The following is a 13058-nucleotide window of genomic DNA, read 5'->3' on the forward strand; positions in this document are numbered from 1 at the left end:
GCCGCGGCCCCGCGGTCGGCGCCGCCGGCGGTTCCGTGCCCGCGGCGCCCGGTGCTCAAAGCTTCCCGCCGCGCCGCCCTCCGCGGCGCGCGGGCGCGATGAGGGTGGACAGGTACGGCAGGTCGGCGCCGCCGAGTTCGGCCAGCGGCGCGATCTTCTCGTCGGGCAGCCCCAGCCGGGCACCGTAAACGGCGTCGTCGCCGCGGCCGGCGGCGCGCACCGCGTCGGCGACCTGCGGCGCGAACCGGCCGAACTTGTAGGCGACCACGGTGGCGTCGGAGTCCAGGGCCGCGCCGAGCCGGTCCATGCCTGCGGTGACGGGCAGCAGCGTGAGGGGTTCGCGGCCTTCGGCCAGTACCCGGTCGGCGCGCGCGGCCAGATCCTGCATGGCGGTGATACCCGGCACGGTTTCGACCTCGGTGTCGGGGGCCGCTTCGCGCACGGTCTGCGCCAGGTAGGTGAAGGTCGAGTAGACATTGGGGTCGCCGATGGTGGCGAACGCCACCGTGGCCGCCCCGGCGCCGAAGTGCCGCAGAACGGAGCGGGCGGCCTCGTCCCAGGCGCGCACCCGCCGCTCGCTGCGGCCGTCCCGGTCGTTGAGCGCGAAGACGGCGCGTTCGATGCGGGAACCGTCGACGTGGGCCCGCACGGTCGCCTCGGCCCGGCCCGGCTCGTCGCCGGCCAGCACCGGGACGATCACGGCGTCGGCTTCGCGCATCCGCCGTACCGCCTTGACCGTCACCAGTTCCGGGTCGCCGGGTCCTACGCCGACCCCGACCAGCCGTGTGCCCGCGCCCATACCACCGCTTCCCTTGTCGGCTGCTGTCGTCGGCGCCCGCCGCAGTGCCGCAGCGGCGCCGGTCCGTGCCCGTTGCCGTCGCAGCGGGCACCGACGTCAGCGTATCGGTGCGGGGTCGCGGCGCCCGCGGGCGGGTCGCGCCCCTGCACAGCGGCACACCGCACCCGACCTGCGCGTGCCGGCTGACGCGCACACGCCGTAAGGTGGCCCTTCGGCCGTGCCTGCCCGTGTTCGGCCGATCCCACCGGCAAGGAGGATGAGCACGTGCCCCGGATACCGCGCGTGGTGATCGCGGCCCCGGCGTCGAGCAGCGGCAAGACCACCGTCGCCACCGGGCTCATGGCGGCGCTGGCCCAGCGCGGGACCGAGGTCAGCGGCCACAAGGTCGGTCCCGACTACATCGACCCCGGCTACCATGCGCTGGCCACCGGCCGGCCGCCGCGCAACCTCGACCCGGTGCTGTGCGGCGAGGAACGCGTCGCCCCGCTGTTCCTGCACGGGGCCGCCGGTGCTGGTATCGCCGTCATCGAGGGGGTCATGGGCCTGTTCGACGGCGCGTCCGACTCCGCGGGGTTCGCCGGCCCCGGCGACTCCGGCTCCACGGCGCACGTGGCCGCGCTGCTGGGCGCTCCGGTCGTGCTGGTGGTCGACGCCGCCCGCACCTCCCGGTCGGTGGCCGCCCTGGTGCACGGCTTCTGTACCTATGACCCGCGGGTGCGCATCGCCGGGGTGATCCTGAACCGCGTGGGTTCCGAGCGCCACGAACGGCTGCTGCGCGATGCGTTGGAGGAGGTCGGGGTGCCCGTCCTCGGGGCGATCCGGCGCAGTGCGGATGTCAGCACCCCTTCGCGCCACCTCGGCCTGATCCCGGCCGCCGAACGCGCCGGCGAGGCGCACCGGGCCGTGCGGGAGCTCGGCGCGCTGGTGGCCGGCTCCTGCGACCTGGACGCGGTGCTGGCCGTGGCGAGCGCGGCCCCCGACCTGGCGGCCGAACCCTGGGAGGCGGCCGGCGCCGTTTCCCGGACCGGTGCGGGCGCCAGCCCGGGTGCCGGATCGCGCCCGCCGCGGGTCGCCGTGTTCGGCGGGCCCGCGTTCACCTTCGGTTACACCGAGCAGGCGGAACTGCTGCAGGCCGGCGGCGCCGAGGTGCACACGGTCGATCCGCTGCGCGACGAGTCGCTGCCCGAGGGCACCGACGCGCTGATCGTCGGCGGCGGGTTCCCCGAGGTGCACGCGGCGGAACTGTCGGCCAACGAGCCGCTGCGCGGGGCGGTCGCCGCGCTGGCCGCACGCGGCGCCCCGATCGCAGCCGAGTGCGCCGGGCTGCTGTACCTTGCGCGCAGTCTCGACGGTGCGCCGATGTGCGGCGTGCTGCCCGCTGACGCGGCCATGACCGGGTCGCTCACCCTGGGCTACCGGTCGGCCGTGGCGGTCGGCGACACCCTGCTGGCGCGGGCGGGCACCCGCGTGCGCGGCCACGAGTTCCACCGCACCGCCGTCGAACCCCGGTTGGGGGCCCGGCCTGCGTGGCAGTGGAAAAAAGATGGCGGCGAAGGATTCGCCTCTGACACGATCTGCGCTTCCTATCTGCACCTGCACTGGGCCGGCCGCCCGGATACCGCCGGCCGGTTCCTGCAGGCTGCACGCGCCTACACCGAGAGGGGTGTCCTGTGACGAGCCCGGCGGAAACGCCGATGATGCCGTCGGTGGTCCTGCACACCGACCGGCTGGTGCTGCGGGCGCACACGAGCGAGGACATCGACCCGGTCCACCGCGGCATAACCGACCCCGAGGTGCAGCGCTGGCTGCCGCTGCCGCACCCCGGCGAGCCCTACACGCGCGCCGACGCGGAGAACTGGTGCCTGGTCGAGGCGCCGCAGGCCCGCGTGGGCGGCGACGGCCAGCAGTGGGCGGCCATCGAGTCCGCGACCGGGGCCTACGCCGGGTCGGTGGGCCTGGTCCGCACCATCTGGCGCGCCCGCTCCACCGAGGTCGGCTACTGGCTGGGGCCGTGGGCGCGCGGGCGGGGGCTGGCCACCGAAGCCGTGGCGGCCGTCTCCCGGTGGGCGCTGACCGACCAGGCCTTCCAGCGGGTCGAGCTGAAGGCGGCCACGGGCAACGCGGCGTCGCGCCGGGTCGCCGAGAAGGCGGGGTTCGTCTTCGAAGGCGTGGAACGCAACGCGATGCCGCTGCACTCAGGCCGCACCGACCTGGCGGCCTACAGCCTCATCCCCGCCGACCTGGGCATGGGCGGCGCCCGCTAGTGTCCCGGCGGAACCCGCCGGACGGACCTACCGAACACACCCTGGGCGGTCCCCCCGCGGCGCCCGCGGCCGCCGGTGCGCGGCGGGCCGCAGGCGCGGCGGGCGCCTACCACTCGATGCCGCGCTGGCCCTTCTGCCCGGCGTCCATGGGGTGTTTGACCTTGGTCATTTCGGTGACCAGATCGGCCGCCTCCAGCAGCCGGGGGTCGGCGTCGCGGCCGGTGATGACGACGTGCTGCCGACCGCTGCGCTGGGCCAGGGTCTCCACAACGTCGGCAACGTCCACCCAGCCCCACTTCATGGGATAGGTGAACTCGTCCAGCACGTAGAGGCCGTAGGTCTCGGCGGCCAGGTCGCGCTTGATCTGGGCCCAGCCCTCGGCTGCGTCGGCTGCGTGGTCCTCTTCGGTGCCGGCGCGCTGGATCCAGGACCAGCCCTCGCCCATCTTGTTCCAGTCGACACGGCCGCCCTCGCCGGTTTCGCCGAGCACGCGCAGCGCCCGCTCCTCGCCGATGCGCCACTTGGCCGACTTGACGAACTGGAAGACACCGATGTCCCAGCCCTGCGACCAGCAGCGGGTGGCCAGCCCGAACGCGGCCGTCGACTTGCCCTTGCCCGGCCCGGTGTGCACCATCAGCAGCGGGCGGTGGCGGCGCTGGCGCGTGGTCAGTCCGTCGTCGGGCACCTGGGCAGGTTGGCCTTGCGGCATGTGGGTCTTCTCCTCGGTCCTCGAATGAATCGGTCGATCGGGTAGGCGCAGGGCTGCGCACGTCCGGGTGCCGGCACGGCCGGCCCGGTGCCGGGGCGGCCCGCGTGTCCGCGCCGCGGTCAGGCGGCGCTGCGGGCCGAGCGCACCACGCCGCTCAGCGTGTCGGCACCCAGTTCGCCCAGGGTCACCGACTCCCCGCCCATCTCGGCGGCCAAGCGCGCGGCCAGTCCCAGGCGCACCGGCCCGGTCTCGCAGTCGACGACGACACCCTGCACTCCCTGGGCGCCGATCCGCGCCCCGGCGCGCAGCGCGTCGGGCAGCCCGCCCTGGGTCGCGCGGCCATCGGTGACCACCACCAGCAGCGGGCGGCGGCTGGGGTCGCGCAGCCGCTCGACACGCAGCACCTCCGCCGAACGGAGCAGGCCCGCCGCGAGCGGCGTGCGCCCTCCGGTGCGCAGTTCGCGCAGTCGGCGCGCGCCCGCCTCAACCGAAGAGGTCGGCGGCAGCTCCACGGCCGCTCCGGTGCCGCGGAACGTGATCAGCCCGACCTTGTCGCGCCGCTGGTAGGCGTCCATCAGCAGGCTGAGCACCGCCCCCTTGACGGCGCGCATCCGCTCGCGGGCGGCCATGGAGCCGCTGGCGTCCACGCAGAACAGCACCAGGTTGCCCTCGCGCCCTTCGCGCACCACCTCCCGCAGGTCGCCCCCGCGCACCAGCAGCCCGGGGCCGGTGCGGCCGCGGGCGCGCTGGTAGGGCGCCGCCGCGCGCAGGGTCGCGGTCAGGTGCAGCCCGCGCACGCCCGTGCGGGGCACGCGCGCACCCGAGGTGCGCCCGAAAGGGGTCTGCGCACGGGAGCGCCGCCCCGGCGCGCCCTCGCCCACACCGCTCAGGCTGAACAGGCGCGGCCGGTAGGTCTCGCCGGCCTCGGCCTGCTTGCCCTCGCCGGAGTGCTGCGGCTCGGGCGGCGGCTGCTCGCCGCGGTCCGGGGCGTCCTCGTCGGGGCGGCCGCCGGAGCCGGCAGGGGGCTTGGGGCCTGCGGCGCCGTTGTCGTCCGCACCCTCTTGGCCCCCATCGGGGGCGGAGGCGTCCCCCGGCGAATCCTGCGGGACCTCCGGGGCCTGCGGCTCCTGCGCGTCGGGCCCGCCGGACCCGGCGCCGCCATCGCCACCGCTGTCGGCGCCGGTGTTCCCGCCGCCCCCGCCGTCGGGGTCGTCGTCAGGATCCGCCGGATCGCCCGGGTCTTTTGGGTCGGCATCACCCGCGGCCTGCTCCATCGCCTCGTCGAGCCGGCCCTCGTCGAGATCGGGCGCGTCAAAGGGGTCGCGCCTGCGGCGGTGCGGCAGCGCCAGCCGTGCGGCATCGCGCACGTCCTCGGCGGTGACCTCGCCGCGGTCGCGCCACGCCGCCAGCGCCATCGCGGCCCGGGCGGTGACGATGTCGGCGCGCAACCCGTCGACGTCGAAGGCCGCGCAGACCGCTGTCACCTGCCGCAGCGCAGCGTCGGTGAGCACGACGCCGGGCAGCCGCTTGCGGGCGGCGCGGATGCGCCCGGCCAGCTCGGCCTCTTCTTCGGCGTAGCCGGCGGCGAATCCGTCGGGGTCGGTCTCGAAGGCGAGCCGGCGGCGCACCACGTCGGCGCGCAGGTGGGGGTCGCGGGTTGCGGCGACCTCCACGGTCAGCCCGAAGCGGTCCAGCAGCTGCGGCCGCAGCTCGCCCTCCTCCGGGTTCATGGTGCCCACCAGCAGGAAACGGGCGGCGTGGCGCACCGACACGCCTTCGCGCTCCACGTGCGAGGTGCCCATGGCGGCGGCGTCCAGCAGCAGGTCGACGAGGTGGTCGTGCAGCAGGTTGACCTCGTCGACGTAGAGGACGCCGCGGTGGGCCTCGGCGAGCAGGCCCGGGTCGAACGCCTTGACGCCCTCGGTGAGCGCCCGTTCGATGTCGAGCGAGCCCACGAGCCGGTCTTCGCTGGCGCCCACCGGCAGTTCCACCAGCCGCGCCGGTCGCTCGCGGGGTACCGCGGAGCCGGAGTGCGGGCCGTCGGGGCACTCGAGGTCGGGGTCGGCGGGGTCGCAGCCGAACCGGCAGTCACCGACAACGTCGAGATCGGGCAGCAGCGCCGCCAGGGCGCGCACCACCGTCGACTTGGCGGTGCCTTTCTCGCCGCGGACCAGGACGCCGCCGACAGCCGGGGAGACGGCATTGATCAGCAGCGCGAGTTTCATGTCGTCCATGCCGACAACCGCGCTGAAGGGGTAGCGAGCAGGAGCGCTCACGCAGGTCAGTCCTTCCTCGGGAATCCACGCCCATAGGGGGTCCTGTGCGGTGCCGCGCAGTGTCCTGGCTTCCAGATCACCGCTTGCCCGCCGCCTTCCCGCCGGGTCGTCCGGCAGTGGCGATCGCCGCGGGTCCGCTCCCTGGTCACAGTGGCGGGACCGTCCCGGATTCGCACCGGGTTCCTGCGTACTGGCGCGGAATATCCGGGGAGAACCCGGCAATCCGCCTCAGCGTCGGCACCGCCCACCAGAGTCTCACACCGCCCCCGGCCCGCTCCCACCGCATCGGCCCGTACGCACGCCACCCGCGGCCTCGGCGGAATCCGCCCGGTGCCGCGGCGGCAATCGGGCGATGATGGCCGTTGCGGCGGACGCCGGATGGGGATGGGATGGACACATCCGGCTACCCGCCACGCCGGGCTGCGGCCGGGCCGCTTGGCCGCGGCGCTCCGCAGCCGCCGAGCCGCCCGTCCCGCCGCCGCCCGGCGGGGGCCGCGCCCGACGACCGGGAGGGCACCGCCACCGATGCACAACGACGACCTCACCCACCGCCCGGCACTGGAACTCGCATCGCTGCTGCGCAGGCGCGACGTCTGCGCGCGCGAGGTGGTGCGCGCCCACCTGGAGCGGATCGAGGCGGTGAACCCGGCGATCAACGCCGTCGTCTCGCTGTGCGCCGAACGGGCCATGGACGAGGCGGGCGCCGCCGACGAGCGCCTGGCCGCCGGCGAGGAGGTCGGGCCGCTGCACGGCCTGCCCATGGCACACAAGGACACCCACGAGACAGCGGGGCTGGCCACCACCTTCGGTTCGCCGTTGTTCGCGCACTACGTGCCCGCACACGACGAGCTGGTCGTGGAACGCATGCGGTCGGCCGGCGCCATCACCATCGGCAAGACCAACACCCCCGAGTTCGCCGCCGGGTCGCACACGTTCAACCCCGTCCACGGGCTGACCCGCAACCCCTATGACCCCGCGTGCTCGGCCGGAGGCAGCAGCGGCGGTGCGGCCGCGGCGCTGGCGGCGGGGCTGCACCCGCTGGCCGAGGGGTCGGACATGGGCGGTTCGCTGCGCAACCCGGCCTCGTTCAACAACGTGGTGGGGCTGCGCCCGTCGCCGGGGCGGGTGCCCCGGTACCCCGCGGAACTGGGCTGGTCCGCGCTTTCGGTGCAGGGGCCGATGGCGCGCGAGGTCGGCGACACCGCCCTGCTGCTATCGGTGCTGGCCGGGCCCGACCCGCGCAGCCCCATCGCCCTGGACGAACCCGGATCGGCCTTCGCGCCGCCCCTGGCGGAGACCGGCCTGCACGGGCTGCGCCTTGCCTGGTCGCCGGACCTGGGCGGGTCGGCGCCGTGCGAACGAGCCGTGACCGACGCTCTTGCGCCCGCGCTGCAGGTGTTCGCCGGGCTGGGCTGCGAGGTCGCGGCGGACGCCCCCGACCTCGCCGGCGCCGACGACGTGTTCCGCACCCTGCGCGCCTGGCAGTTCGCCGCCACGCTGGGCGGACTGCTGGACGCCGCCCCCGACCGGATCAAGCCCAGCCTGGCCCGGAACATCGAGGAGGGCCGGACGCTCTCGGGCGCCGACGTGGCCCGCGCCGAACTGACCCGCACGCAGATCCACCACCAGGTCCGGGAGTTTTTCGAGCGTTACGACGCCCTGCTGATGCCGGTCAGCCAGGTGGTGCCCTTCGACGCCGGCCTGGAGTACCCAACCGACATCGACGGCGCCCCGCAGCAGAGCTACTTGGACTGGATGCGGTCGTGCTCGCACATCACGGTGACCGGGTGCCCTGCGCTGTCGGTACCGGGCGGGTTCACGCCGGACGGGCTGCCGGTGGGGCTGCAGATCGTCGGCCCGCACCGGGCAGATGTCCGGGTGCTGCAGATCGGGCGCGCGTTCGAACAGGCCACGGCATACGGCCGGCGCCGCCCGCCGCTGTAGCTGTGCGGCGGGCCGCGCCGGCAGACCGCCCGGTGATGCCCGCGGCGGCCGGATCCGACGGGCCGGATGCGGACAGCCGGCCGCAGCAGGGGGCGCGGAGGCGGCGCGCAACGGGCCGGCTCAGTCCCAGATGCGGGCCAGCAGCCATTCCTGCGAGGTGGAATCGTGCTGGAGTTCGTAGACGCCCGGCGATCCCATCGCGCCGGCCTCGACCCGCCAGTGGGCGCGCTGGGGCAACTGGTCCTCGACATCGGGCGACCAGTCGGCGCGCAGTGTGATCCAGTGGTCGACGATGCGCCGGACGTTGTAGACCCGCTGCTGCCACACGAAGCGCACCGGCCGCCCCTCGTGCTCGGTAACGGTGATCGGGACCCCGTAGACGTGGCCCACCGGCGACACTCCCCTCAAGCGCGGCTTCCCGAAACGGGAACGACTCGGCCTGCGGGGAAGGACAGGCTCGAATTCGAACGTATGTACTAACCATAGCGGATCCGCGAACCCAGTGGAACCGCAGCGCGGCGCAGTCTGTCGAAAGTGCGGTCCGCCCGGAAACCGGGTGCCTAAAATCGGGAGCACCCGCCCCCAAGCACTATGAAGACCAGCGAATCAGCCCGATGCGGCCCCATCGGGGCGTCTGTACGCTATGAGCGCGAACCACGCCGACCTCACCCCCTTCAGCCCTCTAAGGAACCCAGCAACGTGACGGAAAACGGGCGCGAGCGCGCCAAACCCCTCCGCACCGGCGATCCTCACGAACTCGGCGGCTACCGGATCGAAGGCCGGCTGGGACGGGGCGGCATGGGCACCGTCTACCTCGCCCGCGACACCGCCGACCGGCTGGTCGCCGTCAAACTCATCCACCCCGACCTCAGCGACGACCCCGACTTCCGCCGCCGGTTCGCCCGCGAAGTCGAATCCGCCCGCAAAGTCGCCCGGTTCTCCACCGCCGGCGTCCTCGACGCCCGGCTCGACGGCGACCCGCTGCTCATCGTCTCCGAGTACGTGCCCGGCCCCAATCTCAGCGAGGCCATCAGCGCCGACGGGGCCATGGCGGGCGGCACCCTGGAAAGCCTCGCGCTGGGCGTGGCCGCCGCGCTGGCCGCCATCCACCGCGCAGGTGTCATCCACCGCGACCTCAAACCCGGCAACGTGCTGCTCTCCGCGGTCGGACCCAAGGTCATCGACTTCGGCATCGCCCGCGCCATGGACGACGAAAGCGCCGTCACCCGCTCCAGCCAACTGATGGGCACGCCCTCCTACCTCGCGCCGGAGCTGATCGCGGGCGGCACGATCACCCCCGCCTCCGACATCTTCTCCTGGGGCTGCCTGGTGGCCTATGCCGGAACCGGCAAGGCGCCCTTCGACGCCCCCTCGGTTCCGGCCGTGCTCCACCAGATCAGCACGGGCGAAGCCGACCTGGCCGGGCTCGACTCGCGCCTGGTCGATCTCACCCGCAGCGCCTTGGATAAAGACCCCCGCAACCGGCCCACCGCCCAGCAACTGCTGAACGCCCTGGTCGGCCAGGAGGATCCCGCCGAGGCGACCGTGGACAGCACCGTCGTCAAGTCCTGGACACCGCCTTCCACCGCCCGCTCCACCGGCGGCGGCGCAGCAGGTGCGGCAGGTGCGGCGGGCGCTGCCGCGGCGGCAGGAGCCGCCGGCGCCGCACCGGCCGGTGCGGCGCCCACCGAGCCCGCTGCGACCGCCGAGTCCCCTGAGGCCGCCGAGTCCCCTGAGGCCGCCGCCGAGTCAGGTGCAGGGGCGGACCCTGGAGGCGGCGAGGCCCCTACCGAGCCCGCCACCCGCGCCGTTCCGCCCGGCGCGGCGGAGGGGCCGCCGCCGACTCTGCCGTCCCATACCCTGCCCGACCCCGAAGGGCCGGCGGCACCCGCATCGGGCCCCCAAACGCCCCACGGCCGCAACACCGCCGACGGCCCCGGCCCCGCTGCCCCGGCCGGCCCGCACCCGCAGGCACCTCCGGCCGCCCGGCCCGGCACTGATGGGGCCGGCCACCCGGCACCCGGCGGCGGGTTCCCCCCATCCGGCGCGCCGCCCCAGCACCACGGCCCGCCGCCCGGTCCCGCTGCGTACGGGCCGGGGCCGGGTCCGCAGGCCCCGATGCCTTACGGGCCGCCATCGGGTCCCCAGCAGCCTTACTCCCCCGCCCTTCAGCCGCCCCACAGTGCGGGGTCGCCGCCGTTCGGCCAACCCGCCGCGGTCGGCGGCGGTTCTGCGCCGCCCGGCGAAACCGGCGGCGCCTCCACCGGCGGCCCAGCTCCCCGCAAGCGCCGCACCGCCATGCTCATCGGCGCCGGCGCGACCGTGCTGCTGCTGATCGCCGGGGGCGTGGCCGGGGTCGCAGCGGTGCTGCTCGACGGCCCGCCCGAGGGCACGCTGGTCTACGAGGACGACTTCGCAGGCGGGGCCTGGGATTACGACCTCTACGAACCCGACGACGACTCCTACGAATACGCCTACCACCCCGACCACGGGCTGGTGCTGCGCGTGTCGGAGTACAACAGCTACGACGGCAGCATCGGCGCCTACCCCCCTTACGAGGGTGAGTACCCCGAGTCGGTGCTGGTCCGCGCCGAGGCCGAGCCGCTGGCCGGGCCGCCCTACAGCGAGTACGGGGTCCGGTGCTGGCGCCAGGAGTCCGACGACGAGGAAATCGATACCCACTACGAAGGGCTGGTGCGCTTCGACGGCGGCAGCGCGCAGATCCGGCGCGCCGGCGGTGAATCCGGCCAGGCGGCGCTGGCCGGCACCGACGACGTGGGCGGGTTCGTGGAGCCGCCCGGCACGTTGCCGCTGGAACGGGACAACCAGGATGCCGGCGGAGGCGGCGGCTCCGACCCCGTCACCAACACGCTCACCATGACCTGCGAACCCGACGAGTCCGGCAACATGGCCATCAACCTGTGGGTCAACGGCGAGCACGTGCTGGAGGCCGTCGATCCGGAACCGCTGCCCGACAACGCCGCGGATTCCCAGGCACGCATGGCCGGCGTCACGGTCAAGCGCCGCGGCAGCGAAACCGACACCCCGGCGGTCGGGTTCCACCGCTTCGAGGTCCAGCGCCTCGGCGAGCCCGGCGCCACCACCGGCACCGCCGGCGACAGCGGCGGGTAGCAGCGCATACGGCGGGCGCGCCTTGACTGAGCGGCGGTTTGTCTCGGCGTCCTGCTCGAACCGCGGTGTTGTCCGCAAGTCCGGGCTCGCAGGGATTCGGCCCGGTACGGACGGGCAAGGCCGGGGCGGACCGGCGGCGCGGACCGCCCCGCCCGGTCACTCCTGGTTGCGCGGGCGCGGTTCGGGCACTCCGCCGGCCGCGCCGGCGGCGGCCGCGGCCTCCTTGCGTGCGCTGGCCACGGCTTCGGCGGCGATCTCGGCGGCCTGGTCGGCCGCCGCGGCAGCGGTACCCCGGCGCTGGCCCGAGGTGAGCTCGGCCGGGGCGGACTCGCCTTCGTCGCCGCCCTCGGGCTGCTGCTCGCCGGCGCCTTCGGGCGCGGCGGCAGCGGTTTCGGCCGAGAAGGCCTTGCTGACGTTCTGCACCGCCTGGCTGAGCTCGCCCGGAATGACCCAGAACGTGTTGCCTTCGCCGTTGGCCAGGTGCGGCAGGGTCTCCAGGTACTTGTAGGCGAGCACCTTGGGGTCGGCGTTGTTGGCGTGCACCGCTTGGAAGACGCGCTCGACCGCTTGCGCCTCGCCGTCGGCCCGCAGGATGCGCGCCTGCTGGTCGCCCTGTGCCTCCAGGATCGCCTGCTGGCGGGCGCCTTCGGCGGTGAGGATGCGCGACTGCCGCTCACCTTCGGCGTGCAGCACGACCGCGCGCTTGTCGCGTTCGGCGCGCATCTGCTTCTCCATCGCCTCCTTGATGGACGGCGGCGGGTCGATGGCCTTGATCTCGACCCGGTTGACCCGGATGCCCCACTTGCCGGTGGCGTCGTCGAGCACGCCGCGCAGGGTGGTGTTGATCTCCTCGCGCGAGGTGAGGGTGCGCTCCAGGTCCATGCCGCCGATGACGTTGCGCAGCGTGGTCACGGTCAGCTGGTCGATGGCCGCCAGGTAGTTGGCGACCTCGTAGGCGGCGGCCCGCGGTTCGGTGATCTGGTAGTAGAGCACGGTGTCGATGTTCACGACGAGGTTGTCCTCGGTGATCACCGGCTGCGGCTTGGACGAGAACACCTGCTCGCGCAGGTCGTACTTGGTGTTGACGCGGTCGACGACCGGGATGATGAAGTTCAGCCCCGGCTGCAGCGTGCGCATGTACCGCCCGAACCGCTCGATGTTGTAGGCCCGCGCCTGCGGGACGATGCGCACCGTGGATATGACGGCGAGTACTGCCAGGACAGCGATGACGATGAAGAGGATGTCGATCCCCATGGCTACCTCCTGGATGCCCCAGCGGACGGGGCCGGGCTAAGTGCTGGGGGAAAACACGGGATACGGCGTGATCACGGCAATGCCTCCCTCGGGTACACGACCGCCGTCGCGCCGTCGATCTCCATGACGTCGACCCGCGTGCCCGGGGGTATCACCGCGTCCTCGTCGATGCAGCGGGCCGACCACTCCTCGCCGGAGAGCTTGATGCGCCCCTGCTCGCCGGTGACCTCGTTGACAACGACCGCGGACTGGCCGACCAATCGGTCGGTACCCGACCGCAGCGGCGGCGGCTGGCGCAGGTGGCGTTTTGCGATGGGGCGGACCACCAGCAGACCGGCGGCGGCGGCGATGACAAAGGCGGCGGTCTGCGTGGCGAAACCCATGCCCACGGCGCCGACGACACCGGCGATCAGCGCTGCGGCGGCGAGCAGGCCCAGAGCCAGGGTGAGGGTGAAAACCTCGGCGATCCCCAGGGCGGCGGCCGCGATCAGCCAGAGGACCCAAATCGGCATGGATACCGACCTCCCGTCCGGACGCGGCTAGTCCTAAAACTACCCCTCAACAGTGACCAACCACACAGGGCGGGGTCACATTCCGGGGACGGCCGCAGACGGCTGGGACGGGGGCGGCCCGCGCCCGCCGGTGCGGCGGATGCGGGCCCGCGCAGCGGGCGGGACCGG

General features: G+C 74.1%; 10 protein-coding genes and 1 riboswitch. Of the genes, 4 read left to right on the forward strand and 6 right to left on the reverse strand.

Annotation, left to right across the window (positions count from 1 at the left end):
* Positions 1–55 precede the first annotated feature (55 nt).
* Positions 56–799 (reverse strand): precorrin-2 C(20)-methyltransferase, encoded by a 744-nt coding sequence (gene cobI / locus ACYVD5_RS12595; RefSeq protein ID WP_461001185.1) that lies wholly within the window; start codon positions 797–799, stop codon positions 56–58.
* 282 nt (positions 800–1081) lie between these two features.
* On the opposite strand from cobI, the gene ACYVD5_RS12600 reads away from it, so the two are divergent.
* Positions 1082–2473 carry a cobyrinate a,c-diamide synthase gene (locus tag ACYVD5_RS12600; protein WP_461001202.1) on the forward strand — a complete coding sequence of 464 codons (1392 nt, stop codon included), beginning with the start codon at positions 1082–1084 and terminating at the stop codon, positions 2471–2473.
* Positions 2474–2496: 23 nt separating this feature from the next.
* Positions 2497–3063 (forward strand): GNAT family N-acetyltransferase, encoded by a 567-nt coding sequence (locus tag ACYVD5_RS12605; RefSeq protein ID WP_461001203.1) that lies wholly within the window; start codon positions 2497–2499, stop codon positions 3061–3063.
* 106 nt (positions 3064–3169) lie between these two features.
* Here the strand turns inward: ACYVD5_RS12605 and cobO are convergent, their stop codons facing one another.
* Positions 3170–3802 carry a cob(I)yrinic acid a,c-diamide adenosyltransferase gene (gene cobO / locus ACYVD5_RS12610; protein ID WP_461001204.1) on the reverse strand — a complete coding sequence of 211 codons (633 nt, stop codon included), beginning with the start codon at positions 3800–3802 and terminating at the stop codon, positions 3170–3172.
* Between the two features lie 89 nt (positions 3803–3891).
* The gene (locus ACYVD5_RS12615; RefSeq protein WP_461001186.1) at positions 3892–6048 is read right to left on the reverse strand and encodes a putative cobaltochelatase; all 2157 of its coding nucleotides are present in this window, start codon (positions 6046–6048) and stop codon (positions 3892–3894) included.
* A gap of 57 nt (positions 6049–6105) precedes the next feature.
* Positions 6106–6234: riboswitch (cobalamin riboswitch) on the reverse strand.
* A gap of 339 nt (positions 6235–6573) precedes the next feature.
* Between ACYVD5_RS12615 and ACYVD5_RS12620 the strand changes: the two genes are divergently transcribed.
* Positions 6574–7992: an amidase gene (locus ACYVD5_RS12620; protein ID WP_461001187.1), complete on the forward strand. Its 1419-nt coding sequence runs from the start codon at positions 6574–6576 to the stop codon at positions 7990–7992.
* 120 nt (positions 7993–8112) lie between these two features.
* Here ACYVD5_RS12620 and ACYVD5_RS12625 read toward each other — a convergent pair whose 3' ends face one another.
* Positions 8113–8382 (reverse strand): DUF6504 family protein, encoded by a 270-nt coding sequence (locus tag ACYVD5_RS12625; protein ID WP_461001188.1) that lies wholly within the window; start codon positions 8380–8382, stop codon positions 8113–8115.
* A gap of 309 nt (positions 8383–8691) precedes the next feature.
* Between ACYVD5_RS12625 and ACYVD5_RS12630 the strand changes: the two genes are divergently transcribed.
* Positions 8692–11124 carry a serine/threonine-protein kinase gene (locus ACYVD5_RS12630; RefSeq protein ID WP_461001189.1) on the forward strand — a complete coding sequence of 811 codons (2433 nt, stop codon included), beginning with the start codon at positions 8692–8694 and terminating at the stop codon, positions 11122–11124.
* 156 nt (positions 11125–11280) lie between these two features.
* Here the strand turns inward: ACYVD5_RS12630 and ACYVD5_RS12635 are convergent, their stop codons facing one another.
* Both ACYVD5_RS12635 and ACYVD5_RS12640 read right to left on the reverse strand, forming a co-directional pair.
* Positions 11281–12378: an SPFH domain-containing protein gene (locus ACYVD5_RS12635; RefSeq protein WP_461001190.1), complete on the reverse strand. Its 1098-nt coding sequence runs from the start codon at positions 12376–12378 to the stop codon at positions 11281–11283.
* 71 nt (positions 12379–12449) lie between these two features.
* Complete coding sequence (locus ACYVD5_RS12640; protein WP_461001191.1) at positions 12450–12890, reverse strand: NfeD family protein; 441 nt, start codon at positions 12888–12890, stop codon at positions 12450–12452.
* Positions 12891–13058 lie beyond the last annotated feature (168 nt).

The sequence above is a fragment of the Streptomonospora sediminis genome (genome assembly GCF_054778995.1).